The following is a 24,611-nucleotide window of genomic DNA, read 5'->3' on the forward strand; positions in this document are numbered from 1 at the left end:
TTGATCGCCCACAGCGATGACGCCCACGGCGTACCGGTACGGGGAACTTCCGGGCGCCGTCCGGCATGGAGCGGACGCTGCCACCCGTCCCCCGAGGGGAGCGTCCTGACGGCTGATCAGCTGCGGGAAAAGGGCGCCGCCTGTCGCCCCGGGGCTTCACCGGGACGACGGGCGGACCGCACCGTACGGGTCTAGTCGATGCCTCTAGTCGATGCCGGGCAGGATGTGCGGCTCCGCGAGGTCGTCCTCGTAGCCGGCGAGGCGGATCGGGGCGGACCGGGCCCAGACCTCCAGGTTGCCGAGGGTCTCGGGGCGCTTCGCACTCCGCGGCCCCGTCCGTTCTCCGGGCACCTGGTCCGTGGTCGTCAGTTCTGGCGTCACCGCGCACTCCTTTGTGTCGCGTAACCCGGCGGGCGAACCGCGCGCCGGTGCGGGAAGAGGGGGTTTCCGGACGCGGTGGCGCCTTGGTGGAGCGAGTGCCCGTGTGGGGCTCTCATGGCGATCAGAGTACACATATGAGCGCACCCCCGCTCGATGGAAAGGTAAAATCCACTCCGGACAGCTTGTTTTCTCCACGAGTTCATCACCTTGCACGGCGGCGCGTCGTGTACGGCTGATCTGCTCGACGGCGCCATACGGGTGATACGCGGTCGGGCGACGGAAGGAACGACAGTGGCGAAGTCCGAAGTGCCGGTGGTCGTCGCAAGCGTCGGGGAACTGATGGACCTGCTGCGGGGCGGGCACGGTGACGGCCATGGGCTGCGGGTGGCGGCGCTGCTGCGCCGTTCGCACCCCTTCGACAAGGAACTGCAGGTCGCGGGCCTGCTGATCGACCATCCCGCGGACGCGATCCGCCCGCTGCTGGGCGAGCGGGTGGCCCGGCTCGTACGGCTCCAGGGGCCCGGCGCACCCGCCCCCGGGCCGGACCCCGACGCGGAGTCCCTCGGCCACGCGGCCGAAGCGGGCCGGTCCGCGGGCCTGGACGCGGGCGTCCTGGAGGACTGGCGCCCGGTGCTGGAACTGGTCGCCGCGGGGGCCTACGGCCGGACGGCCTGAACGGGGAGCGCCCCTGGTCCCCCTCGCGGGAGGGGGACCGGGGGCGCTCGTTTGACGCGGGCCAGGTGACGCGGCTCGGAGGCGGGCGCCCCGGGCACGCGGCCTACCAGTTGGCGGGTGCGTAGTCCTTGAGGAAGACGCCGTACAGATCCTCGCCGAGCTCGCCGCGGACGATCGGGTCGTAGACCCGGGCCGCGCCGTCGACCAGGTCGAGGGGGGCGTGGAAGCCCTCCTCGGCGAGGCGCAGCTTGTCGAAGTGCGGGCGCTCGTCCGTGATCCAGCCGGTGTCGACCGAGGTCATCAGGATCCGGTCGGTCTGGAACATCTCCTGGCCGCTGGTCCGCGTCACCATGTTCATCGCGGCCTTGGCGGCGTTGGTGTTCGGGTGCCCCGCACCCTTGTAGCCGCGGCTGAAGACGCCCTCCATCGCCGAGACGTTCACGACGTACGCCCGCCCGCCCGCCGCCTTTCGGGCGGCCTTGGCCATGGCCGGCCGGAGCGCGCTGATCAAGATGAACGGCGACGTGTAGTTGCACAACTGGGTTTCGAGCAGCTCCACCGGGGAGATCTGGTCGATGGTCTGCACCCAGGTGTTGCTGTCGACGACGTCGGGCAGCAGGCCGCCCGCGTCGATGGCGGTACCGGCGAGGTGCCGCTCCAGGCTGGCGTTGCCCGCGACCAGTGCGAGGTCGGCGACCTTCTGCGCCTCGAGCCCGCTCACCCCGACGGGCAGCGCCGCCAGGCCGTCGACCGCGCCGGAGTTGAAGGCGCCGATGACGTGGTGGGCGGGGAGCTCGCCGGCCGGCAGCGGGGCGCTCTCCCCCTCGACCAGCGCCGCGTACGCGGACGGCAGGCGGCGCACGGTCTGCGTCGCGTTGTTGATCAGGATGTCGAGCGGACCGCCCGCGGCCACCTGGTCGGCGAGCGCCACGGACTGGGCCGGGTCGCGCAGGTCGATGCCCACGACCTGCAGGCGGTGCATCCAGTCCGCAGAGTCCTCCATCGCCTTGAAGCGGCGGATGGCGTCCTTGGGGAAGCGGGTGGTGATCGTGGTGTGCGCGCCGTCGCGCAGCAGCCGCAGCGCGATGTACATGCCGATCTTGGCCCGGCCGCCGGTGAGCAGCGCGCGCTTGCCGGTGAGGTCGGCACGGGCTTCCCGCTTGGTCCGGTTCTCGACGGCGCAGCTCGGGCAGAGCTGGTGGTAGAAGTAGTCGACCTCGACGTACCGCGTCTTGCAGACGTAGCAGGAGCGCGGGCGCTCGAGGATCCCGGCGATCCGGCCGGTCTCCGTGACCGAGGAGGGCAGCAGGCCCTCGGTCTCGTCGTCGATGCGCTCGGCGGAGCCCGTCGCGGTCGCCTCGGTGACGGCCTTGTCGTTGGCGGTCTTGGCGGCGCGGCGGTCCTGGCGGCGGCGCTGCTTGACCGTCCGGTACAGGCCGGCGGTGGCGCGGCGCACGGTGATCGCGTCCGGGTGGTCGACGTCGATCTTGTCGAGCTCGTCGAGCACGCTGAGGCAGAGGGCCAGGCGGTCGGGGTCGATGCCCGGCCCGAAGGCGTGGCCCTGCTCCTGGCTGTCTTCGGTCACCGTCATACCCGCTGCGTTCCTTGATCAGTCGTCCGCGTCCGCCGGATGCGGAAGTCCCCAAAAGGGCTAGTGTACGGATCCACCGCGCGGGAAGACAAACGCACTCCTCCGCTCCCGGCTACTGCGTTCGGAGTACGCCCAGGGACGTAGCCGTCCCCGCCTCTAGGGGGAGGAATAGCTCTCCGGACTCGGGCATTGTGACTTTTATGAGTGCCCTAGCGTTTTCGGTCCTGCTGTGCCTGGTGTCCGCCGTGGCGTACGCGGCCGGCGCGATCGTCCAGGAGCGGGTCGCGTCCGGTACGACGGGCCTGCCGTACGCCCCGGTGCGCCGGCCCGCCTGGTACGGAGCGATCGCGCTGAACGGCCTCGGGGCCCTGCTGCACGTGGTGGCGCTGGCCTACGGGCCGCTCAGCCTGGTGCAGCCGCTCGGCGCTCTCACCATCGTGTTCGCGCTCCCGATGGCGGCCGTGTTCGTACGACGGCGGGCCGGAGCGGCCGCCTGGCGCGGGGCCCTCCTGGCCACGGCCGGGCTGGCCGGGCTGCTGGCCCTGACGGGCGGCGGCGGGCGGGCCGAGCAGTCCCTGTCGGGCGGGGAGCAGAGCCTGCTCCTGACGGCGACCGGGGCCCTGGTGTCCGTACTGTTCCTGGCCGCGCGCCGGGTGCGGCGGGTCACCGCTCACAGCGTGCTGCTGGCCACGGCGGCGGGGGCGGCCTTCGGGATGGCCTCGGTGTTCACGAAGTCGGTCGCCGAGAGCTTCGCCCCGGACGCGCTGGTCGCGCTGTGGCCCGAGCTGACCGCGATCGCCGCGCTGGCCGCCACCGGACTGCTGCTGTCGCAGGCGGCCTACCGGGGCGCCGGGCTGACCGCGCCGCTGGCCACCGTGACGGTGGCGAACCCGGTGGTCGCGGCGGCGGTCGGCATCGCGCTGTTCGACGAGGGCTTCCGCTACGGGGCGGCCGGCGCCGCCGCGGCGCTGGTGAGCGCGGCGACGGCGGCGACCGGGCTCGTCCTGCTCACCATCGCGCCCCGGGACACGCGTGTGCCCGTGGCGTCAGGACCGGCACCGGTTCCGATGCCGGCACCGGCGGAAGCCCGTACTGCGGCTTCCGCCTCGGCCCCTGCCTCAGATGGAGACTCCGTGGGCCCGCAGGTACCTCAGCGGGTCGATGTCGGTCCCGTAGCCGGGTCCCGTGCGCATCTCGAAGTGCAGGTGCGGCCCGGTCGTGTTGCCGGTCGAGCCCGAGCGGCCGATCCGCTGTCCGCCGGAGACCGCCGAGCCGGCTTTGACCGAGAGCGCCGAGAGGTGCGCGTACTGGGAGTACCGGCCGTCGGTGTGCCGGATGACGACCTGGTACCCGTACGCACCGGCCCAGCCCGCTGAGACGACCTGCCCGCTGCTGACGGCCTTGACGGTGGTGCCGGTGGCCACCGGGAAGTCGATGCCGGTGTGGTAGCCGCTGGACCAGGCCGAGCCCGAGACCCGGTAGGAGGTGCCGAGGCCCGCGTCGACCGGGGCGCTGAAGGCCCCGGAGGGGGTCTGCGGCTTTTCCGCCGGCTTCTCGGCAGGTTTCTCCGCGGGCTTTTCGGCCGGTTTCGTACCGGCCTGCTCGGCGGGCTTCGCCGGTGCCACGGGCTTCACTGGTTCCGCCGTGCGCGGCGGCTTCTCCGGATTCGGCGCGGGCGGCGCCGCCGTGACGCGCAGGGTGAGCCGCTGCCCGGGGAAGATCAGGTCCGGATCGCCGCCCACGACGGCCCGGTTGGTCGCGTACAGGGACTGCCAGCCGCCCTCGACGTGCTGCTCTGTGGCGATCTCCGACAGCGAGTCGCCGGGGGCGACGACATAGGGGTTCGGCAGGACGGAAGTCCCGGTCGGGCGGGGCGCCGTGCTCGGCGCGGCGGCCTGCGGAGCCGCCTTCGGGGCGGCCTTGGGAGCGGTCTGGGCCGCGGCCTTCGGAGCCGTCGCCTTCCCGGGGCCCGTCGCCTTCCCCGGGCCCGTCGCCTTGCCCTGCGCGCCGAGCGCGGGCGCCGGACCGCTGCGGCTGAGTCCGGCCTTCTTGCCGCACACCGGCCAGGCCTGCGGGCCCTGACCCTTCAGCACCTTCTCCGCCACGGCGATCTGCTGTTCCCTGGTGGCCAGATCGGCGCGGGCGGCGTACGCGGTTCCGCCGAAGGCACGCCAGGTGCTCTGGCTGAACTGGAGTCCGCCGTAGTAGCCGTTGCCGGTGTTGATGTGCCAGTTGCTCGTGGATTCGCAGGCGGCGACCTTGCTCCACGTGTCCAGCGAGGCGGCGTGCCCCGTGCCCGCTCCGATCAGGGGCAGCGCGATCCCGGCTCCGCCTGCGGTGACGACGAGCGAAGCACGGTTGATGCCGCTCGGCTGATACCGGCGGTGCCGGCCCCGTACACCCATGGGAGCTACCCCCGTCGAAGACATCAGGAACCTCGCAACCTAACGCCACGACCGGGGCATGACAAGGCGAACAACACAACGCGTTCGGGCGGAAGTTGGTTTCGCGCCGAATGTAGGACACCGGTAAGGATCTCCATCGGGGTAGCGTCGGTGTTCCTGCATTCCTCCGCACATCGAATGCACTCGACGCAGCACTCAGGAGCGCACGCACATGACCAGCAGCACGGCCCAGATCGGCGTCACCGGACTCGCGGTGATGGGCAGCAACCTCGCCCGCAACTTCGCCCGCAACGGATTCACCGTCGCCGTCCACAACCGCACCACCGCCAAGACCACGGCGCTCGTGGAGGAGTTCGGACACGAGGGCTCCTTCGTGGCCGCCGGGAGCGCGAAGGAGTTCGTGGACGCGCTGGAGCGCCCGCGCCGTCTGATCATCATGGTGAAGGCGGGCGAGCCGACCGACGCGGTGATCCGCGAGTTCGCCCCGCTGCTGGAGCCGGGCGACGTGATCATCGACGGCGGGAACGCCCACTTCGAGGACACCCGCCGCCGCGAGAAGGAACTGCGCGAGCAGGGCCTGCACTTCGTGGGCGTCGGCATCTCGGGCGGCGAGGAGGGCGCGCTGCTCGGCCCGAGCATCATGCCCGGCGGATCCGAGGAGTCCTACGCCTCGCTCGGCCCGCTGCTGGAGAAGATCTCCGCCAAGGCCTCCGACGGCACGCCCTGCACCTCGCACGTGGGCCCCGACGGCGCCGGGCACTTCGTGAAGATGGTGCACAACGGCATCGAGTACGCCGACATGCAGCTGATCGCGGAGGCCTACCACCTGCTGCGCGAGGTGGCCGGCTACTCCCCCGCGAAGATCGCCGAGACCTTCCGCGCCTGGAACAAGGGCCGGCTGGACTCCTACCTGATCGAGATCACCGCCGAGGTGCTCGCACACACGGACGCCGCGACGGGACGGCCGTTCGTGGACGTGGTCGCCGACGCCGCCGAGCAGAAGGGCACCGGCCGCTGGACCGTGCAGATCGCCCTCGACCTGGGCGTGCCGGTGTCCGGGATCGCCGAGGCGGTCTTCGCCCGCGCGGTTTCGGGCCACGGGGAGCTGCGTACGGCCGCGCGGGGGCTGTCCGGCCCGCAGGCCGAGCCGCTCTCCGCCGAAGCCGCGGACGCCTTCGCCGCCCAGGTGGAGCAGGCCCTGTACGCCTCGAAGATCGTCTCGTACACGCAGGGCTTCCACCAGATCCAGGCCGGCAGCGAGGAGTACGGCTGGGGCGTGGACCCGGGCGCCGTGGCCTCCCTGTGGCGCGGGGGCTGCATCATCCGGGCCGCGTTCCTGGACCGGATCCGCGCCGCGTACGACGCCCGGCCGGAGCTGCCGAGCCTGCTGGCGGACGCCGGCTTCGCCGATGAGATCGGCGCCGCGCAGCACGACTGGCGCGAGGTGCTGGTGGCGGCGGTCCGCCAGGGCATTCCCGTACCGGCCTTCGCGGCCTCGCTGGCGTACTACGACGCCCTGCGCTCGGAGCGGCTCCCGGCGGCCCTGACCCAGGGCCAGCGCGACTTCTTCGGGGCGCACACCTACCGGCGCACGGACCGCGAGGGCTCGTACCACACGCTGTGGAGCGGCGACCGCTCCGAAGTCCGTACGGACTGACGCGCCGGGCCGAACCGGATCCGCGTCAGCTCCACGGCTCCGGCGCGGGCTGCGGCGCGGGGCCGGGCGGCGGCGGAACCGGGTCGGGTTCGGGCACCGGACCCGGTGTCGGCGGTTCGGGCCGAGGCAGCGGACCCGGATCCGGGAACGGATTCGGCACCGGGGCCGGGTCGGGGACGGGAGGCTGTGTCATACCTCCAGCCTCCCCCGGTCCCGGCTCCGGCGCCCGCCGGGCTACTTCCCCAGGGCGGCCGCGAGGCCGGACGCGGGGCTGGACAGGACCGGCACGGTGGTGGTGACCAGGGCCTGCGCGCCCGCCATGGAGACCTGGGCGAGGACGACGGCGTCCGCATCGGCCACCGCGTCCGCCGCGGCGGCCACGAGCCCGAGACAGCCGGCCGTGTCGCCCGCCGCGAAGCGGTCCCAGGCCCCGTCGACCAGCCGGGTACGGACCGACACCGGCCGGCCGGCCCTGCCGGCCTCTTCCTCCAGCAGCTCCACCGTCGGGGCCAGGGTCGACTCCACGGTGGCCAGTACGAGGATCCGCGGCCCGGTACGGACGGCGGCGGCCGCCAGCGGGCGGTCGACCCGGAGCACCGGGACCCCGAGCTCCCCGGCCAGCGACTCGGCGACGGCCCCGATCGAGGAGCAGGTGACCAGGACGGGCCCGCCGGAGCCCGCCAGCAGCTCCCGCACGGCCGGAGCCTGCGACGCGGGCCCCAGCGCACGGGCCCGTTCCAGCAGCTCCGGCACCACCAGGTGGCGCAGGACGGCGCCCGGGTGGTGCCGGTCGCGCAGGGCGTCGAAGACCGGCACGTGCACGGGCGAGGTGTGCAGCAGGGTCAGGCCGGGGGCGGCCGGCGTCACCACAGGTCGGAGTCCGAGTCGAGCTGCGCCTTGGCCGCGGCCACCACCCCGGCCGGCGCCTCGGGCGCCTGGTCGGGGTGTTTGGCGGCCCAGCTCGCGGCATACGGGCAGAGCGGGACGACGGGCACGCCCTCGTCGGCCGCGATCCCGTAGAAGGTCTTCACCAGGTTCCCGGCGATCCCGCGGCCCTCGTGGCCCGGCTCGACGATGGTGTGCACCGCCACGAGGGCGTGGGGCGCCTCGGCGAGCACGAAGTAGGCGATGTATCCGACCACCGCCCCGTCCTCGACGGCCAGCAGCCGCCCGGACGGGCGGTCGTCCACGATCTTGATCGATTCGCTCGGCCCGGTCTGCGACATCGTCCCGACTCCCCCTCAGACAGCCACCGCGTGGGGGCTGCGCTCCTGGTCCGTTCCCGGAACCGGGGCGGACGGATCCACACCCAGCTCGATGATGCGATTGTCGCCGTCGACGTGTACGACACGCGGTTCGAACACGCGTGCCTCGGCGTCTTCCATCTGCCCGTAGCTGATGAGGATGACCAGGTCACCGGGGTGCACCAGGTGCGCGGCGGCCCCGTTGATCCCGATGACCCCGGATCCGCGCTCGCCCTGGATGACGTACGTCTCCAGCCGCGCCCCGTTGGTGATGTCCACGATGTGCACGAGCTCGCCGGGCAGCAGATCCGCCGCATCGAGGAGATCGGCGTCGACGGTCACGGACCCGACGTAGTGCAGGTCGGCCTGGGTGACGGTGGCCCGATGGATCTTGGACTTGAACATGGTACGAAACACGGAGAAACTCCCGATTTGTCTGCTCCCTGCCTGCTCTTTGCAGGTCAAGGGCGGTCTCCGCAGATTACAACCACTCGCATGTTCGGTCACCTTTCCCCGGGTGTTTCAGGACTCATGCTGACCAGTTGCTGACTTTTCCGACACCCCATCAGGCCAGTCCGGAAGACTCAGCCGGCCCAACGCCTCCGCCCGCCGTGCCGTACCCGACTGCCCGTCTCAGGAGCACCGGGGAGGCGCACACTCCGGTGAACCCGGCACCGCGGCGGTGCTCTTCCGGTTGAATGAACCCCGTGGCACACGCATTGGGTTTCACCGACGAAGACCTCCGCAGGCTGGCCGGGTCCCGGTCTTATGAGCGGGGCCTCGGCTATCTCTCGGCCGTGTCCCGGTTGGAGATCGAGGAGACGGCGATCACCGCGACCGTGGACGGTACGGACGCATACGAGGTCGAGCTGACCGAGCGCGAGGACGGCGGGCTCACCGGATGGTGCGACTGCCCGTACGGACAGGAGGGCAACTTTTGCAAGCACTGCGTGGCAGTCGGCCTGGTGGTCCTCGGGCAAGCGGCGTCGGTGCCACGGCAGCGGGCCTCCGCTGCGCGCCGCACCAAGGTGCTGACCGCCTGGCTGGAGAGCCGCACCCGCGAGGAGCTCCTCGCCCTCCTGTGCGAACACCTGGCCGACGACCGCGATCTGCGCCACCGCCTGGAGCTGCGCGCGGCCACCGCCGGTGAAGACAGCGGTATCGTCCGCGAACGCATCCTGAGCCTGCTCGACACCCGCCCCTTCGCCCGCTACGGCTACGTCGAGTACGCGGACGCCCACGCCTACGGGCAGCAGGCGTCGGAGGCGGCGACCGCGTTGCGCGCGCTGACTACAAGCGGCCGGGCGGCGGACGCGGTGGAGGTGGCACGGGAGGCCCTCGCCACCCTGGGCCGGACGTACGGGGAGATCGACGACTCGGACGGTCTGGTCGGGGAGGTGGCGGCCGGACTGGCCGAGGCCCATCTGGAGGCATGCCGGACCGCCCGTCCGGACCCGGTCGGGACGGCCGACTGGCTGGTGAACCACCTCCTGGACGGCCTGAACGACGCCACGGACATCGATCTCTTCGACTACCACGAGGTATTGGGTGAGCCTGGCCTTGCCCGCGCCCGGGAACTGGTGGTCGCCGCCTGGCGGGCCAAACCCAAAGGGTGGGCGGAGAAGTACCTGATGGAACGCCTCCTCAAGGCCGACGGAGGCAGCGTGGACGCACTGGTAGCCGTCCACGCGGCGGACCTCGCCCCGAACGGCCACACCCATCTGGTGATCGCGAAGGAACTGGCGACGGCGGGCCGCCCGGCCGAGGCCCTGGAATGGGCCGAACGCGGCCTGCGCGAGACCGAGTCGGAGTGGGGCCCGGACGGCGAACTGGTCGCCTTCGTCTGCGAACGCTACGCGCGGAGCGGCCGCCTCGCCGACGTGGTCACGCTCCGCCGGGACCTGCTGCGGGCCCGCCCCACGCTGGCCGCGTACCAGGAGCTGCGTACGGCAGCCCGCACGGTCGGAACCTGGCAGGCATCCGAGCGCAAGAGCGCACGGGAAGTGCTGCGGGCAGTCGGCACACCCAAGACGGGCCGCTGGTACGACGGTTCCGTACTGGTCGACGCCCTCATGGACGACGGCGCCTTCGACACCGCATGGCAGGCCGCAGTCGACGGATACGCCGACCAGCGGCAGTGGCTGGCCCTCGCCGACCGGATCCGCGACCGCCGGCCGGCCGACGCGCTGACCGTCTACCTGCGCTGGATCGAGCCCATGCGCAAGCAGACCGGCGACGCCACCTACGAGCGCATGACCGAACTGCTGCTCAGCGCCCGCGCCTGCCACCGCACACTCGGCACGGAAGCGAAATTCTCCACCTACCTGACCTCGCTGCGCGCCGACCAGAAACGCAAGCGGAAACTGATGGCAATGCTCGACCAGCACGGGCTCTAACCTCGCGGACCGGGCCAGAAGCGCATGGTGCGGCGGGCGTCAGTGGCCCGCCGCCAACTTCACCACCGCGAACGCTGTGCCGATCGCCGCGTCGATCGTCCCGGCCGGGAGCGAGAACGCCGGCTCGCAAGGTGGCGGCGTTGACCCCGGCTGACGTGAGCAGGGCCGTCTGCCGGACCATCGCTCCCAGTGCCGAGAGATCGCTCCCAGTGCCGAGAGGCCGGTCAGAACGAGCGGGCCCACCGCGGACAGCAGCAGCGGGCTGCTTGGGAGGCCCTTCGGTCGTTCCCTGCGATCGGCAAGCCCCTTCGCGAGTGCGGCTCAAGACGAAGAAACGCAGCGGCTCCGCCGCCCTCGAGCGGACCTTCCACGCCAAGGCGGTCCTGGGCGTGGAGAACGCCCGTCTGAAGTTCCACGACGACCTTCCCGAGGCCCAGCGGACGGGTTTCGCCAGGCCCGGAGCCGAGTACCCGGTCACGAGGAGGCTGGAACGCACCGCGACCGCGACCGCGCCCCCATGGCCCCTGGGCCATGAGTCATCTCCCGAGGACCCGGTCCGTGCGGCGCGGGCCGTGGGGTGACGGCACTTCCCGGAGGTACCGGAGCCGCCGATCGCACAGCTGCGGACCGGTGGCCGGCTCGTCCAGCCCATCGGCCCGGGCGGACATGAAGGGGTCGAGCTGTACGAGCGGCGGGCCCACGGCCTCGTGCACCGTGCGACGGTCGAGTTGGCCTGCTTCGTCCCGCCGTACGACGCCCATGGCTACGATCAGCGCTGATACGTGCCGACCAGGGTGCCAACGGCCAGTTCCTTGCCCTTGACCGCGCGGCGCACGGTGTCGACGGCCGGCCGGTCGTGCAGGGAGAGCGGCTCGGACAGGGCGTACAGACGGAAGAAGTAGCGGTGCGGCCCGTGCCCCTGCGGAGGCATCGGCCCACCCCAGCCCACGCGCCCGAAGTCATTCGGCCACGGCAGCCCGCCACGGGGTTTCTGCCCCTCCTCGGCCCCGGTGGCCCCCGGATCGATGCCGGTGACCAGCCAGTGGAGGAAGGGCCCTCCCGGGGCATCCGGGTCCTCACAGAGCAACACCAGCTCAGCGGTCTCCTCGGGCGCCGCCGACCAGGTCAGAGGCGGCGAGACGTTCTCCCCCTCCCCGCTGTACCGGCAGGGGATCGCGGTGTGATCGTCGAACGCGGCGCTGCTGAGATTCATTCCGGTCATGCGCGGCGCACTACCCGCGGGCGGCGGCGCGGACACCAGCTCGCAGGGCGAAACACCCGATCAGCGGCGTCCGCCCGCCGAACGCACGCCGAAGATGGAAGTGTGCCGACAAGGATTCTGCTCGAAGGACGACCGGGCGTGGGCAAGACGACCGCCATTCGCCGGCTGGCGGCGCTGCTGCGCACCCGCGAGGCCGTCGGCTTCACCACGGAGGAGATCCGGCAGGCCGGCACCCGGGTCGCTTTCGCCCTGGAGACACTGACGGGCAGGCGGGCGGTCCTCGCCCACACGGGCTTCCGGGGCGGGACCCGTGTCGGGCGGTACGGGGTCGACCTGACCGTCATGGAACGGCTGGCGTCGAACCCTTCCACCTCACCCTGACCAACCGGGACAACCTGCCCCAAACACTCGCGGCCCGACTGGAGCTCGGGCCCTCGTGAACTGAACCGCCCATTCAGTGAGCGCCGACACGGCACAGCCATCCGCACTGGTCCGTACAAAGAACGTGGCGCTGCCCACGGGGAGTGTCGCTCTGGGGTCCGTGACTTCGACGAATGCGCCTGCGGCGCCTTACAGGCGGAAACCGCCCTTGAATTCGAGCGGTCCCCGTCCGGTCGAGTCCAGCTCACCGACACCGTTCACGGACCTCACTGCCGGCTCACCATGGTCTGCTTCCAGCTTGGCAGGTGCCACAGCGGAGAACGTGATCTCACGGTCCTTCAGCTTCCTCCACTGCCCGGGGTCCAGCTGGACGGTGGCCCGGGCGACCGCGCGGACGGGGACGCCGGGAGCGAGGCGCAGCCGCCAGCGCTGGCAGATCACCGCGGCGGCCACGGTCATCTCGGTGAGGGCGAAGGTATTGCCGATGGATTGGTACGCGCCCGAACCGAAGGGGACGAACGCCCCTTTGGGGGTGCCTCGTCGGCGACGGCCGCGTGTGGTCCGAGTGGCAGGACAAGGGCCGGCGCACGCCCGATGACGCCGCAGTCGGGTACGCGCTCGCCGCCGCCTTCGGGACCGGGGCCGAACCGATGTGGAAACTGACCCTGGACGCGGCCCTCTCCCTGTTCGGGTGAGATCACCCCAGAGGGCGGGAGCAGGGAAATACCAACTCAGTGCGGTTCCGGCGGGCGATGATGCTGTAGGCCTCTTTCGGCGGCAACACGGTCCCGGTCCGAGCCCGCCTGGTCGATCCGCACGCTCGCCGACCACCTGCGGCACAATCCTGCCCGGCCCGTCCGGATCGGGCGGGAGGCACTGCGGTGCTTGCTGGACCGCCGCTGGATCTCCTTCCAGCGCACGAAGACCTGGAAGGAGTCCCCGGATGCGGCCTTCGACACAAAGCTCGCCCGGATCGAGTACGCGATCAACGAGCGGCCGGACCGCACGTTCGCGTTCGCGTTCGACGAGTTCGGACCCTTGGGAATCCGCCCGACGGCCTCCTTCCACGGCTGCTACTCCGTCGGCGACGACCAGATGGGGGGAATCAACCGGCGCCGCTAGGGCATCGACCACACACCGCTGGGGAGGGCGACCCAGCACCGCCGCAGCTTGAGCGACCTGCGGATGCCGCCCGGGCAGCCGGGAGCCGATCCGGCGATCAGCTGACGTGGGCGGCGATGGTTCGCGCACAGACCAGGGACTCGGTATGCGTCGTGTCCACCTCAAGGTCATAGATCACGGCCTCATGCACCACATCCGCCTGCGCCGCGGCCATCCCCTGGATGCGATCTCCTCGTGCGACCTCACGGCCCGCGGCGACTGCACTCTCACACCTGACGCCGACCCACAGCACGGCCAGTCCGCCCAGAGCCTTCTGCCAGCGCTGCTGGGACGCCGCTCCGCCGAGGAAGACGTCATCGATGATGACCCTGGCCCCTGCTCGGGCCATCGCCACGACGCCGTCCATCCAGGCCGCCTCCAGTGCCCGGAAGTCCGCCCCGACGTTCACCCCGCCGTCCGCCGCGAACACGATCCCATCGTCCGACGCCTGCATCTTCGCGGGCATGGCATCGACGAACGAGTCGCACCCGAACGCCAGCCACGGATCCGGCAGTACTGCCTGCAGACACCGCACGATCCCGGACTTCCCCGAGCTGGAACCACCGTTGAGAATGATCATCTGAATCGTCACCGCGCCACGGTAAGCCGCTTCCCACACGGCACGAACCGAATATCGGCACGCACTGCTCTCCTGCCACAACCCGGTGAACGTTCCCGGTCACAGCACTGGGTGGCAGCGGTAGGTGAGCGGGGGGACGTTGGCGCCGCAGCTCCGCTGGAGGCCGGGCCCGCGCAGCCATTCCTGCACGGCGGGTGCTGCCTTGGCTGCCCCGCCCCGCAGACCGACCAGGTCGTTGGCTGGTCGGAGGCGGGCCGGCCTTCAGCGGGGTCGCGGTGCCGAGCTCAGTCGACCCCCAGCAGGCGCCGCAGGTCTTCGGGGCGGGACCCGAATTCCGCGGCGGCCGCCTGGTGGACGATGACTCCCTTCTGCATGACCGCCACGCTCCGGGCGACGGAGACGGCGAGGCCCAGGTTCTGTTCGACGAGGACGACCGACATGCCCTGCGCGCTCACCTCGCGGATCACCTCGCCCACTTGGGCGACGATCGCCGGGGCGAGGCCGTCGGACGGCTCGTCGAGGAGCAGCAGGCGCGGATTGCCCAGCAGGGCCCGGGCGATCGCGAGCATCTGCTGTTCTCCGCCGGAGAGCTGGTCACCGCGGTGTCCAAGGCGCTCCCCCAGCCGCGGCAGCAGATCGAGGACGCGTGCCCTGGTCCAGGGGCCGCGCGCCGGGCGCCGCCGCGAGGCGATCGTCAGGTGTTCGTCCACGGTCAGCGGGGCGAAGACCCTGCGCCCCTGGGGAACGACGCCGACGCCCGCGCGGGCGATCACGTCGACTCGGGCTCCGGCCAGCTCCCGGTCGTCGAGGCGGACGCTGCCTTCGTAGGGGCGGACGAGGCCCATGACGGTCGATATGAGGGTGGTCTTCCCGACTCCGTTCCGTCCGAGGAGGGCGACCGTTGCGCCCGTGTCGAGGTCCAGGTCCACACCGCCGAGGACGACGCCCCCGGCGTAGCCGGAGCGCAGTGCGCGGATGCGCAGGAGCGGGTTCACGAGGTGACCTCCATGGTGCTGCCCAGGTAGGCGGTCTGGACTTCGGCGGAGGCGCGCACCTCGTCCGGGGAGCCGGTCTTCAGGTGTCTGCCGAGGTGCATGACCGTCACCGTGTCGGCGAGTTCGAAGACCATGTCGAGGTCGTGCTCGATGAGGAGTACGGTCACCTCCTCCGGCAGGGCGGCGATCAGTTCGGTGAGCCGCGCCGTCTCCGCCGGCGACATGCCGGCGGCCGGTTCGTCCAGGAGCAGCAGCCGGGGGTCGGTCCCCAGCGCCACGGCGACCTCCAGCTGGCGCCGCTCGCCGTGCGAGAGCTCGGCGGCCGGGAGGTCGTGCCGGGTGGGCAGGCCCACCCGGTCGAGCAGTTCGTGCGCCTGCGCGATCGCCGCGTCCCGGGAACCGGCGCGGGAGCCTCGCCCCGAGCCGCCCCGGGTGGCGGCTCGGCGTACCACGGCGAGCAGGACGTTCTCCAGCACGGTTTCGCGCAGGAAGAGACTGGAGTGCTGGAACGTCGCTGCGACGCCCAGCCCGACCCGGCGGTGTACGGGCAGCCGGGTCACGTCCCGTCCGTCGACGAGGATGGTTCCGGCGGTGGCCGGCAAGGTGCCCGAGATCAGGCCGAACAGGGTGGACTTGCCCGCACCGTTCGGGCCGATGACAGCGTGCCGGGCGCCCGGCCGCACCGTCAGGTCGACCTCGTCCAGGGCGCGGAAGGAGCCGAAGTGCCGGGATACCCGGCGTAGTTCGAGTAGACCGTGGTCTTGGTCTGTCACGCCGTCCTCTTTCGGGTGAGCCTGTGCGGGATCCGTACGCCGGCCAGTCCTCGGGGCAGCGTGTAGACGGCGATGACGAAGAGCAGTCCGAGCAGCAGTGGCCCGCGTCCGGCGACGGCTTCGAGGTTTCCGAGGTAGTCGCGGGTGAGCCAGACGAGCGCGGCGCCGGCGCAGGCTCCCCACATCGAGCCGGAGCCTCCGATGACGACGGCCAGCAGGGCCAGTGCGGCGATCTCGAAGCCGGCGTCGCCGGGCGAGACGAACCGCTGTACCGAGACCCACAGGGCCCCGGCGGCGCCGGCCAGCGCCCCGGCGCCGCAGTAGACGGTCAGGGCGTAGCGCTGGGTGGGGTAGCCGATCGCCCGCATGCGGGGCTCGTTGTCGCGGATGCCGCGCAGGGCGAGGGCGAACGAGGTCGAGTCCAGGCGGGAGACCGCCGCGAAGAGCAGCAGGAACACGGCCAGGACGTAGAAGTAGACCAGCCCGTCGAGCTCCAGGGCGGGCATGCCGGGCAGCGGTACGACGGGCGGGATGCCCGACATCCCGTCGGTGCCGTTCGTCAGCGACTTCCAGTTGACGGCGGCGCTGTACACGATTTCGCCGATGGCCAGCGTGAGCATCAGGAACACCACGCCCCGGGCTCGTACGGCGAGCCATCCGGTCGCTGCCGCCACCAGCGCGGAGACGCCGGCGGCGATGAGGAGTTGGAGTGGTCCGATGTCGGTGATCCGGGTCGCCACGATCGCCGCCGTGTAGGCGCCGACACCGAAGTAGGCGGACTGGCCGAGGGTCGGCAGCCCGGTCAGGCCGGTGAGCAGGTTCACGCTCAGCACGAGGAGGGCGAACACCAGGATCCGGGACAGGGTGCCGATCGCGTACGGGCCGAGCACGAAGGGGGCCAGGGCGAGGGCGCCGGCCACCGCTGCCGCCGACAGGCGTCGCCGCCGTGTCACGGAGCCGGCGGTTGCGGTGCCGGTGGTTGTGGAGCCGGTGGTTGTGGAGCCGGCGGTTGCGGACGGGCTCATGCGCGCACCGCCGACGCGACGAGGCCGTGCGGGCGGACCACGAGGACGAGCAGCATGGTGCCGAAGAGGAGGAAGGGTGCGTATTCGGGGAGCAGCGCCACCCCGAGGGTCTGCACCTGGCCGATCAGGAGCGCTCCGGCAAGTGCGCCGCGCACCGATCCGAGGCCGCCCACGACCACGACGACGAGGGAGAGGACGAGCACGGTCTCGTCGACGCCCGGCCCGGGGCCCAGGATCGGCGCCCCGAGGACTCCGCCGACGGCCGCCAGGGCGGCGCCGGACGCGAAGACTCCGTAGAGCACCTTGCGGACGTCGACGCCGAGCGCGCGGACCATGTCCCGGTCGGCGACGGTGGCCCGCACGAGGGCTCCGAGCGAGCTGCGCTCGAAGACGAGGTACACGAGGAGCGCGAGGCCGGCCGCGACGGCGATGAACACCAGCCGGTAGACCGGATAGGCGTGGCCCAGGAGGCCGACCGTCCCGCGCAGGGCCGTGGGCGGGTCCGTGGGCAGGACGTCTCCGCCGAAGGCCGCGGCGAGGAGGTCGGCGACGATGAAGGTGATGCCGAGCGTCAGCACGGCTTGGTCGAGGTGCCCGCGGCGGGCCAGGGGCTGAGTGAGGAAAGTCAGCGCGGCCCCGCCCGCGGTGCCCACCAGGGCGCCCGCCAGCAGTGCGAGGAGGAGACCCGTCAGGGTCCCGTCGGACAGGGCGTAGGCGACGTAGGCCCCGGCCAGGTAGAGCGTGCCGTGCGCGAGGTTGAGCACGTCCATCATGCCGAAGACCAGGGAGAGTCCCACCGCGATCGTGAACAGCAGCAGACCGAAGGCGACCCCGTCGATGACGCTGACGAAGTTGCCGTCCAACCATCCGGACATGTCAGCCGCCCAGTCTGCCGAGCTCGGAACTCACGGTGTTGGCACCCTGCTTGACCTCGCGCAGGTACCAGGGCTGGACGGGCGTCCCGCCGCTGTTGAAGCGCCAGGTGCCGCGCGGGCTGTCGATGTCGCCCACCTGGGCGATGGCGGCGTTGACCGTTTCGGAGGTCACCGTGGAACCGGCCGCCTTGATGGCCTTGTCGAGGACCTGCGCCGCGTCCCAGGACGCCATCGCGTACGTGGTCGGGGCCGAACCGTAGGCGGCCTTGTACGCCGGCGCGAACTGCTTGTTGGCGGCATTGTCCAGGTCCGCGCTGTAGTTGAGCGCCGTGAGGATGCCGTTGGCCGCGTCTCCCTGCCCCTTGAGCACGCCGCCTTCGGTGAGGAAGCCGGGTGCGTAGAGCGGGATCTTGCCGGCCAGTCCGAAGTCCCGGTACTGCTTGACGAAGTCGACGGCCGCACCGCCGGCGTAGAAGCAGAAGACGGCCTTCGCACCGGACTTCTCGATCTGCGCGAGGTACGGCTGGAAGTTCTTGGTCCCCGGGAACGGCGTGTAGACCTCCTCCCCCGCCATCGTGCCGCCCGCCGGGAGGAAGGTGGATTTGAAGCCCTCCACCTCGTCCTTGCCCGCCTGGTATCCCGCGGCGATCAGGAAGACGGGGCCGCCGGCCCGCTCGGCCACGTGCTTGCCGAGTGCCTTGCCCGGTTCGTCGTTGACGTAGGAGGTGCGCCAGATGTACGTGGTCCCGGTCAGTGTCGTGGGCGAGGCGTTCGAGCCGACGAGGGGGACCTTCCCGGTCTCGAACAGGTCCTTGACCCCGTTGATGGTGGCCGAGCTGACCACCCCGCTCACGGCGAGCACCCGGTCCTGCTTGACCAGCTTCTCCGCTGCCGCCTTGCCCGAGTCGGCGGTCTCCCCCTCGTCCGCGACGACGATCTCCACGTCACGGCCGCCGAGCTTGCCGCCGCGCTGCGCGACGTAGAGCTCGAAGCCCTGCTTCATGTCGTCGCCCAGCGCCTTGTAGGTCCCCGACCGCGGGACGAGGAGCCCGATCTTCACGGGCCCGCTCTGCTTGTCCTCGCCGGTCCCGAGGCTCGCACCACCACATGCCGTGGTCAGCAAGAGCGCCGTCGATGCGGCGACCAGACCAACGGGACGAAACCGACCTGCCATGGGAACTCCGTACGTAGTCAACCGGCCCTGGAGGGCGGGATGTTGCTGATGGGGCCGCCTTGGGGAGTCCCAGGCGTGGAAGATCCGGCTCTCAGGGACGGCCTGGACGCCGGTGGCGGTGACACGTGTCTATCGCGTTTTTTCGACGGCCGTCAAGACTTCGCAAGATATGCGCCCACGCCCGCCCCGCACCCCTTGACCCGCGCCCCGCACGTAGAGCAATATTGACCCTCGTCAAAATTTCGCTATATGCATTCCGGCGACGGGCCCACGATCAGTCAGGGAGTGAAGCACCATGACCGACGATCCATCACGGCGCAAAGTCCTCAAGAACGGCGGGGTGTTGGCAGGCACCGCGCTGCTCTCCGGGGTGACGGGCGGGCGCGCGGCGCAGGCCGCCCCGCGCACCGCCGAGTCCTCACCCGTCGTGGAACTGCCCTCGGGCCGACTGCGCGGAAGCACGGAAGGGGGTCTCGCCGTGTTCAAGGGCGTGCCCTACGCGGCACCGCCCGTCGGCGCCCTCCGATGGCGGCCGACCCGGCCCCACCCCGGCTGGCAGGGCACCCGCGACGCGACCGCCTTCGGCCCGAGCGCCCCACAGCCCTACCGGGAGGGAGGCGACCAGGTGCTCGGCACCCACGGCTCGCCCCCCTTCGACGAGGACTGCCTCACGCTCAACGTCTGGACGCCCGGAACCGACGCCGCCAAGCGACCGGTCATGGTCTGGATCCACGGCGGCGGCTTCATCTCCGGATCCGGCTCGATGCCGGGCTACTCCGGCGAGACCTTCTCGCGCGACGGCGACCTCGTCGTCGTGACCATCAACTACCGTCTCGGGCCACTGGGTTACCTCTACTTCGGCGAGGACGGCGCCGGGGGGAACTTCTGGCTCGCCGATCAGCTCGCCGCCCTGCGCTGGGTGCGGGACAACATCGCCGCGTTCGGCGGCGACCCCGACGACATCACCCTCGCCGGCCAGTCCGGCGGAGCGCTGTCGGTCGCGGCGCTGGCCGGTGTCCGCCCCAAAGGCCGCCCGCTGTTCCGGCGTGCCATCCTGCAGAGCCCGCCGCTCGGGCTGAAGATCCCCACGCGCGGCGAATCCCTTGAACGCACCGCCGCCTTCCTGGACATCCTGGGGGCCCGGAACGTGACGGAACTGCGGGCCGTGCCCTGGCCGCGCTTGATCGCCGCCACCTTCGAGATGTTCGGGCGCACCGGCCGGTGGGGCTACTGGTCGACCCCGTTCCTGCCGGTGCTCGACGGGGTCACGCTGGACCGCGACCCCGCCGACCTGCTGCTCGGCGGAGCCGGGGCGGACATCGACGTCCTGATCGGCTGGACCAGGGAGGAGGCCAACTTCGCCTTCGCACTGAGCGCCCCGTACGCCGCCGCGACCAGGGAGCAGGTGATCGCCAGGGCGCGGGACACCTTCGGACACCGGGCGGAACAGGCGTACAGCGCGTACGAGGAGGCCCGGCCGGGCGCCCGCCCCGTGGACGTGCTGATGGACCTGATCACCGACGAGCTGTTCCGCATGCCCGCCGTGGAGCTGGCCGAACGGCGAGCGGCCCGCGGACATCCGGTCTGGGCGTACCAGTTCAACCTTCCGACGCCCGCGCACGGCGGGCAACTCGCCGCCGCGCACTGCCTGGAGCTGCCCTTCGTGTTCAACAACTTCGACAAGTGGTCGCAGGCCCCCTTCCTGGCGGGGCTCAACCCCAGGGTCCGTGACGGTCTCGCCTCGACGATGCACACGTCCTGGATCTCCTTCATCCGCACCGGCGACCCCCATCACCACCGCATGCCGCAATGGGGTCGCTACGACCAGGAAGCCCGCACGACGATGGCCTTCGACTCGGTGACCACCGCCGTCGGCGACCTCGCGGGTCACTGGCGGCGCCTGCACCATCCGGCAGGCCGCTGACCGTCACCCCCTCGGGGGTCACCGCCTGGGGTCACCGCCTGGGGTCACCGCCTGGGGTCACCGCCGTGCGGCCGGTGACCCCCTGCACGTGCCACAGGCTCGGGGCGGCGGGCACCTCGTCGTGCTGCCGGAAGTTCCGCTCCCCGCTCGTAGCCCCGGGCAACGGTGCTGTCCATCAGGTGAGTTACTGGCGGGAAGGCATGGAACGGTGCGCACCGTTCCGGTACCTTTCCGTCACATCGCCGCCACACCCGGGGCACAGGGCCCCACGGGACTTGCGGCGCGAAGGACCGACTCCTGTTGACGACAGCGACCGAAGTCTTCACAGTCCGGCCGTACACCCCGCACTGCCAGGTGATCCACACCGAAGGCGATCACGCCGTAATCGGCATCTCGCCCGGAAACAGCTACTTCTCCGCCCAACGCGTCCTCGACCTCGCTCAGTGGGGCATGCGCAACTTCTCGCAGGTCGATCTCATCTACACCGACCTGCACGTGGCCGAGATGTACGAGGCCCTCGGCTACCCCGAGGACGAAGCCCGGCGCAAGGCGGTCAAGAACCTGCGCGGCGTCCGCGCCAAGGTCAACAACGCCGCGGCGGAGACCGACCCCACCGGCGCCCGGTTACGCGCACGCCCCATGTCCGCCCTCACCGACATCCCCGCGTACCGCGCGCTCCACAGCCACCTGTACACCCTGCTCGACACCGACCCGGAATTCCGCGCCACCTGCAATTCCCTGGTCGACGCGTTCCTCTCCTCCAAGGTGCTGGGCGGCAAGACCGCCACCACCCGGCAGCGCGACGTCTGCCTGCAGTACGTCTGCGCCGAAGCGCCGCTCTTCCTCGACACCCCCGCGATCCTCGGGGTGCCGTCCTCCCTGAACTGCTACCACCAGCTCCTGCCGATGGCGGAACTGCTCTACTCGCGCGGCTCCGGCCTGCGCGCCTCCCGCAACCAGGGCCACGCCGTCATCACCCCCGCCGAAGGAGCACCCGATGTCCACTGAGACCCTCCTCGACTTCCCCTTCTCCGCGCGCGGCGACCAGCTCCCCCACGAGGTGGAGGAACTGCGTGACGAGCCGGTCAAGCGGGTCCGCACGATCGCCGGGGACGAGGCCTGGCTCGTCTCCTCGTACGAGCTGTGCAAGCAGGTCCTCGAGGATCCCAGATTCAGCCTGAAGGACACCTCCGCGCCCGGGGTGCCCCGCCAGTACGCGCTGACGATCCCGCCCGAGGTCGTCAACAACATGGGCAACATCACCGGTGCCGGCCTGCGCAAGGCCGTCCTCAAGGCGATCAACCCCAAGACGGACGGCCTCACCGACTGGATGCGCGCCCACGCCTCCACCCTCGTCGACGGCCTCCTCGCCCACGGGGCGCCGGTCGACCTGCGCGGCCAGTTCACCAACCCGTACGCCGAGAACCTGCACTGCCGCATCCTCGGCATCCCGCAGGCCGACGCCCCACGCCTGGCGTCCAGCCTCGACATCGCGTTCATGAACTCGGCCTGCCCCGTCACCGGTGCCAAGCTCAACTGGGACCGGGACATCGCCTATATGGTCGAGCGCCTCGACGACCCCGCCACCACCGGGCTCGTCGCCGAGCTGGCGGCCCTGCGCCCGGACCCCGAATACGCCCACCTCACCGACGAGATGCTCGCCACGGTCGGGGTCACCCTGTTCGGCGCCGGGGTCATCTCCACCATGGGCTTCCTGACGATGGCGGTCTTCTCCCTCCTCCAGAACCCGGACGTGTGGGAGCAGTTGCGGAAGTCTCCGGAGAAGATCCCGGGCGCCGTGGACGAACTCCTGCGGGTCAACCTCTCGATCGGTGACGGCCTGCCCCGGCTCGCCCTCGAAGACCTCACCCTCGGGGACGTCGAGGTGAAGAAGGGGGAGCTCCTCCTCGTCCTGGTCGAGGCCGCCAACACCGACCCGGCCGTGTTCAGCGACCCCCACGTCGTCGACATCGACCGGGAGAACGCCGCCACCCACCTCTCCTTCGGCGGCGGCCAGCACTACTGCCCCGCCACGGCCCTCGGCAAGCGGCACACCGAGATCGCCATCGAGGTGCTCCTGGAGAAGATGCCCCGCCTCCAGCTCGCCGTGCCGGTCGACCAGCTCGTCTGGCGCACCCGGTTCATGAAGCGGCTCCCCGAGCGGCTCCCCGTCCTCTGGTAGTCGGGCAGGGGGCCGAGGGGCCCGCCCGGACCTTGCGGGCGGGCCCCCGGCCCGGCACCTCGGCGGGGCGGCCGGCGGGTCAGTCCTCGGTGCCGCCGAGGTCGGGCCGGTCGCGCAGCTCCACCGTGCGGGTGGCCGAGGCGTGCAGTTCGAGGACGGTGACCTCGTTGCGGCCCGCCCGCAGCACCGGGGCGGGGACGTACCAGGTTGGCCTGGGCGCCGCGGGACCAGTACCGGCCCAGGGCGAAGCCGTTGATCCAGACGCTGCCCTTGGGCCAGCCGGGCAGGGCGAGGAAACCGTCGGCCGGCTCCTCCACGTCGGCGTACCCGCGGTGGAAGGCGGGGCCCACCGGCGGCGCCGCCGGGTCGAAGGCGCCGAAGGGCACGTCGGCGAGGCCGGCGGGATCGTCCAGGGGCAGGGCCCGGCTGGTCCACCGCTCCGGGGCCCGGCCGTTGACGAGGACGCGGCCGAGGAGTCCCTTGCGGTCGTGGATGCCCGGCCCGTAGTTGACCCGCCCCTGGTTCTCCACGAGTACGGACAGCCGGGCCGCCGAGCAGACCGGCGTGGTCCAACAGGGATGCGGAGTAGGTGAGTTCGAGCAGTCCGCAGGCGAGCTTCGGGCCGGGGGCGGGCACCGGACCGTCGGGGACGGGGCCGTACTTCGCGAGGACCTCACGGAAGGCGGTGTACTTGGCCGTGGGATCGCCGGCCTCGTCCAGGAGCGCGTCGTAGTCGTACGAGGTGATCGTGGAGCGGTACGTTCCCTTGTCGTTCGCGCCGTTGGTGAAGCCGAAGTTCGTTCCCCCGTGGAACATGTAGATGTTCACGGAGGCGCCCGCGGCGAGCAGCCGGTCGAGGTCGCTCGCGGCGTCCCCGGCATCGCGCACCGCGTGGGGTCCGCCCCAGCGGTCGAACCGGCCGACCCGGAACTCCGAGCACATCAGGGGCCCTTCGGGCTGGTGCCTGCGCAGCTCCGCGAGCCCGGCCTCGACCTTGCTGCCGAAGTTGACGGTGCTCAGCACTCCTTCCGTGCTGCCGCGCGCCAGGTCCGCGGGCTGGTCGCAGGTGAACAGGGAGACGTCCACGCCGTGCCGGTGCAGCAGCCCGGCCAGTTCGGCGAGGTAGCCGGGGTCCTGTCCGTAGGCCCCGTACTCGTTCTCGAGCTGGACCGCGAGCACCGGGCCGCCCCCGCTGCCCAGCCGGGACAGCAGGGGCGGCAGCAGCGCGCCGAGGTACTCGTCCACGGCCCGCAGGAAGCGCGGGTCGCTGCTGCGCAGTGCGATGCCCTCCTCGGCGAGGAGCCACGAGGCAGGCCGCCCCCTCCCATTCCGCGCAGATGTACGGGTCCGGGCGCAGCAGGACGTACAGGCCTTCGGCAGCGGCGAGGTCGAGGAACCGGGGCAGGTCGAGGCCCCCGTCGAGCCGGAACTCCCCGCGCCGCGGGGCGTGCAGGTTCCACGGGACGTAGGTCTCGACCGTGACCGCCGAAGCGGCGCACGTACTGGGCTCCGGGGAGGAACTCCACGCCTCCTTCGTCTACCTCGGCGCCGTCGACGAGACCGCCCACTTCCTCGGCTGCGGCGAGGAGTACCGCCGGTCGATCGAGACGGCGGACCAGCGCCTGGGCCGCCTCGTCAAGGCCGTGCGCGACCGCCCGGGCCACCCCGGGGAGCAGTGGACCGTCATCGTGGTGACCGACCACGGCCACCGTGACGAGGGGGGCCACGGGGGCCGCAGCGAGCTGGAGCGCACCGCCTGGGTGGCCGCGTGCGGCCCGGGACTGGCCGCCGGCGTCACTCCGCCGACGGTCCGGCACACCGATGTCGCCGCCCACTTCTGACGGCCGCGCTGGGCATCGGCCTGGACCCGCACTGGACCCTGGACGGCGCCCCCTTCACCTCCTAATAACGTTGTCAAGCTGCGGTTGTGACGGGGAGTGCGCTTTGGTAGCACCGTCCGTCGCGGAGGA

General features: G+C 71.5%; 24 protein-coding genes and 4 pseudogenes. 13 read left to right on the forward strand and 15 right to left on the reverse strand.

Translation table 11 applies throughout. The annotated features are described in order from the left end of the window. Window positions 1-204: 204 nt before the first annotated feature. Window positions 205-381 carry a hypothetical protein gene (locus MTF69_RS38715; protein WP_243341379.1) on the reverse strand — a complete coding sequence of 59 codons (177 nt, stop codon included), beginning with the start codon at window positions 379-381 and terminating at the stop codon, window positions 205-207. A gap of 312 nt (window positions 382-693) precedes the next feature. Here MTF69_RS38715 and MTF69_RS38720 point away from each other — a divergent pair, with 312 nt between their 5' ends. Next, on the forward strand, window positions 694-1,056 hold the full coding sequence (locus MTF69_RS38720) for a hypothetical protein (RefSeq protein ID WP_374325353.1): 363 nt from the start codon (window positions 694-696) through the stop codon (window positions 1,054-1,056). A gap of 103 nt (window positions 1,057-1,159) precedes the next feature. Here the strand turns inward: MTF69_RS38720 and MTF69_RS38725 are convergent, their stop codons facing one another. After that, window positions 1,160-2,647, reverse strand: a complete 1,488-nt coding sequence (locus MTF69_RS38725) for an SDR family NAD(P)-dependent oxidoreductase (protein WP_243341380.1) — start codon at window positions 2,645-2,647, stop codon at window positions 1,160-1,162. Between the two features lie 200 nt (window positions 2,648-2,847). Between MTF69_RS38725 and MTF69_RS38730 the strand changes: the two are divergent. Next, window positions 2,848-3,573: pseudogene (locus MTF69_RS38730) on the forward strand (DMT family transporter); the annotation flags it as partial. 192 nt (window positions 3,574-3,765) lie between these two features. Here MTF69_RS38730 and MTF69_RS38735 read toward each other — a convergent pair. Further along, window positions 3,766-5,052 (reverse strand): transglycosylase family protein, encoded by a 1,287-nt coding sequence (locus MTF69_RS38735; protein WP_243341381.1) that lies wholly within the window; start codon window positions 5,050-5,052, stop codon window positions 3,766-3,768. Window positions 5,053-5,263: 211 nt separating this feature from the next. On the opposite strand from MTF69_RS38735, the gene gndA reads away from it, so the two are divergent. Then, entirely contained in the window at window positions 5,264-6,709 is a 1,446-nt protein-coding gene (gndA, locus tag MTF69_RS38740) for an NADP-dependent phosphogluconate dehydrogenase (RefSeq protein ID WP_243341382.1), read from the forward strand. Between the two features lie 234 nt (window positions 6,710-6,943). On the opposite strand, the gene MTF69_RS38745 is transcribed toward gndA, so the two are convergent. The 3 genes from MTF69_RS38745 to panD are packed head-to-tail and all read right to left on the reverse strand — an operon-like array spanning window position 6,944 to window position 8,370. Next, the gene (locus MTF69_RS38745) at window positions 6,944-7,579 is read right to left on the reverse strand and encodes an arylsulfatase (RefSeq protein WP_243341383.1); all 636 of its coding nucleotides are present in this window, start codon (window positions 7,577-7,579) and stop codon (window positions 6,944-6,946) included. Next, window positions 7,573-7,935 carry a GNAT family N-acetyltransferase gene (locus MTF69_RS38750; protein ID WP_243341385.1) on the reverse strand — a complete coding sequence of 121 codons (363 nt, stop codon included), beginning with the start codon at window positions 7,933-7,935 and terminating at the stop codon, window positions 7,573-7,575. The genes MTF69_RS38745 and MTF69_RS38750 overlap by 7 nt, the downstream gene beginning before the upstream one ends. A gap of 15 nt (window positions 7,936-7,950) precedes the next feature. After that, complete coding sequence (gene panD / locus MTF69_RS38755) at window positions 7,951-8,370, reverse strand: aspartate 1-decarboxylase (protein WP_243341386.1); 420 nt, start codon at window positions 8,368-8,370, stop codon at window positions 7,951-7,953. A 290-nt stretch (window positions 8,371-8,660) separates the two neighbouring features. On the opposite strand from panD, the gene MTF69_RS38760 reads away from it, so the two are divergent. The 3 genes and pseudogenes from MTF69_RS38760 to MTF69_RS38770 all read left to right on the forward strand — a co-directional run. Further along, a complete protein-coding gene (locus MTF69_RS38760; RefSeq protein WP_243341387.1) occupies window positions 8,661-10,349 on the forward strand; it encodes an SWIM zinc finger family protein in 1,689 nt (562 codons plus the stop codon). A gap of 314 nt (window positions 10,350-10,663) precedes the next feature. Continuing rightward, window positions 10,664-10,930 carry a hypothetical protein gene (locus MTF69_RS38765; protein ID WP_243341388.1) on the forward strand — a complete coding sequence of 89 codons (267 nt, stop codon included), beginning with the start codon at window positions 10,664-10,666 and terminating at the stop codon, window positions 10,928-10,930. A 21-nt stretch (window positions 10,931-10,951) separates the two neighbouring features. Further along, window positions 10,952-11,128 (forward strand): annotated as a pseudogene (locus MTF69_RS38770) (protein-L-isoaspartate(D-aspartate) O-methyltransferase); the annotation flags it as partial. Here the strand turns inward: MTF69_RS38770 and MTF69_RS38775 are convergent. Continuing rightward, window positions 11,119-11,571: a YbhB/YbcL family Raf kinase inhibitor-like protein gene (locus MTF69_RS38775; RefSeq protein WP_243341390.1), complete on the reverse strand. Its 453-nt coding sequence runs from the start codon at window positions 11,569-11,571 to the stop codon at window positions 11,119-11,121. The pseudogene MTF69_RS38770 and the gene MTF69_RS38775 sit on opposite strands and share 10 nt — an antisense overlap. Window positions 11,572-11,673: 102 nt before the next feature. Between MTF69_RS38775 and MTF69_RS38780 the strand changes: the two genes are divergently transcribed. Next, on the forward strand, window positions 11,674-11,952 hold the full coding sequence (locus tag MTF69_RS38780; RefSeq protein WP_308401509.1) for a nucleoside-triphosphatase: 279 nt from the start codon (window positions 11,674-11,676) through the stop codon (window positions 11,950-11,952). Window positions 11,953-12,141: 189 nt separating this feature from the next. Here the strand turns inward: MTF69_RS38780 and MTF69_RS38785 are convergent, their stop codons facing one another. Further along, window positions 12,142-12,411, reverse strand: coding sequence for a hypothetical protein (locus MTF69_RS38785; protein ID WP_243341393.1), 270 nt, complete (start codon window positions 12,409-12,411; stop codon window positions 12,142-12,144). A gap of 95 nt (window positions 12,412-12,506) precedes the next feature. Here MTF69_RS38785 and MTF69_RS38790 point away from each other — a divergent pair, with 95 nt between their 5' ends. Together MTF69_RS38790 and MTF69_RS38795 are read left to right on the forward strand one after the other, a co-directional pair. Then, window positions 12,507-12,647 (forward strand): hypothetical protein, encoded by a 141-nt coding sequence (locus tag MTF69_RS38790; protein ID WP_243341395.1) that lies wholly within the window; start codon window positions 12,507-12,509, stop codon window positions 12,645-12,647. A 115-nt stretch (window positions 12,648-12,762) separates the two neighbouring features. Then, window positions 12,763-13,071, forward strand: a pseudogene (locus tag MTF69_RS38795) (IS630 family transposase); the annotation flags it as partial. A gap of 100 nt (window positions 13,072-13,171) precedes the next feature. On the opposite strand, the gene cpt reads toward MTF69_RS38795, so the two are convergent. The 6 genes from cpt to MTF69_RS38825 form a co-directional block, all read right to left on the reverse strand. Then, window positions 13,172-13,705, reverse strand: coding sequence for a chloramphenicol phosphotransferase CPT (gene cpt / locus MTF69_RS38800; RefSeq protein ID WP_243341397.1), 534 nt, complete (start codon window positions 13,703-13,705; stop codon window positions 13,172-13,174). A 272-nt stretch (window positions 13,706-13,977) separates the two neighbouring features. Continuing rightward, window positions 13,978-14,688, reverse strand: a complete 711-nt coding sequence (locus MTF69_RS38805; RefSeq protein WP_243341398.1) for an ABC transporter ATP-binding protein — start codon at window positions 14,686-14,688, stop codon at window positions 13,978-13,980. Beyond that, complete coding sequence (locus MTF69_RS38810; RefSeq protein ID WP_243341399.1) at window positions 14,685-15,461, reverse strand: ABC transporter ATP-binding protein; 777 nt, start codon at window positions 15,459-15,461, stop codon at window positions 14,685-14,687. The genes MTF69_RS38805 and MTF69_RS38810 overlap by 4 nt, the downstream gene beginning before the upstream one ends. Next, window positions 15,458-16,486, reverse strand: a complete 1,029-nt coding sequence (locus MTF69_RS38815) for a branched-chain amino acid ABC transporter permease (protein WP_243341400.1) — start codon at window positions 16,484-16,486, stop codon at window positions 15,458-15,460. Before MTF69_RS38815 ends, MTF69_RS38810 begins: the two co-directional genes overlap by 4 nt. Next, the gene (locus MTF69_RS38820; protein WP_243341401.1) at window positions 16,483-17,361 is read right to left on the reverse strand and encodes a branched-chain amino acid ABC transporter permease; all 879 of its coding nucleotides are present in this window, start codon (window positions 17,359-17,361) and stop codon (window positions 16,483-16,485) included. The genes MTF69_RS38815 and MTF69_RS38820 overlap by 4 nt, the downstream gene beginning before the upstream one ends. 1 nt (window position 17,362) lies before the next feature. Further along, window positions 17,363-18,535 carry an ABC transporter substrate-binding protein gene (locus tag MTF69_RS38825; protein WP_243341402.1) on the reverse strand — a complete coding sequence of 391 codons (1,173 nt, stop codon included), beginning with the start codon at window positions 18,533-18,535 and terminating at the stop codon, window positions 17,363-17,365. A gap of 295 nt (window positions 18,536-18,830) precedes the next feature. Between MTF69_RS38825 and MTF69_RS38830 the strand changes: the two genes are divergently transcribed. The 3 genes from MTF69_RS38830 to MTF69_RS38840 all read left to right on the forward strand — a co-directional run bounded on the left by MTF69_RS38830 (window position 18,831) and on the right by MTF69_RS38840 (window position 22,641). Continuing rightward, entirely contained in the window at window positions 18,831-20,459 is a 1,629-nt protein-coding gene (locus tag MTF69_RS38830) for a carboxylesterase/lipase family protein (RefSeq protein ID WP_243341403.1), read from the forward strand. Window positions 20,460-20,759: 300 nt separating this feature from the next. Then, on the forward strand, window positions 20,760-21,467 hold the full coding sequence (locus tag MTF69_RS38835) for a tRNA-dependent cyclodipeptide synthase (protein WP_243341405.1): 708 nt from the start codon (window positions 20,760-20,762) through the stop codon (window positions 21,465-21,467). Next, entirely contained in the window at window positions 21,457-22,641 is a 1,185-nt protein-coding gene (locus tag MTF69_RS38840; protein ID WP_243341406.1) for a cytochrome P450, read from the forward strand. Before MTF69_RS38835 ends, MTF69_RS38840 begins: the two co-directional genes overlap by 11 nt. Window positions 22,642-22,720: 79 nt before the next feature. Here MTF69_RS38840 and MTF69_RS43950 read toward each other — a convergent pair. Beyond that, window positions 22,721-24,121 (reverse strand): annotated as a pseudogene (locus MTF69_RS43950) (beta-galactosidase); the annotation flags it as partial. Here MTF69_RS43950 and MTF69_RS38850 point away from each other — a divergent pair. Continuing rightward, complete coding sequence (locus tag MTF69_RS38850) at window positions 24,120-24,482, forward strand: alkaline phosphatase family protein (protein WP_308401510.1); 363 nt, start codon at window positions 24,120-24,122, stop codon at window positions 24,480-24,482. The pseudogene MTF69_RS43950 and the gene MTF69_RS38850 sit on opposite strands and share 2 nt — an antisense overlap. Window positions 24,483-24,611: the final 129 nt, after the last annotated feature.

Origin of the sequence: Streptomyces sp. AP-93 (assembly GCF_022808175.1) — a bacterium.
Taxonomy (GTDB): Bacteria; Actinomycetota; Actinomycetes; order Streptomycetales; family Streptomycetaceae; genus Streptomyces.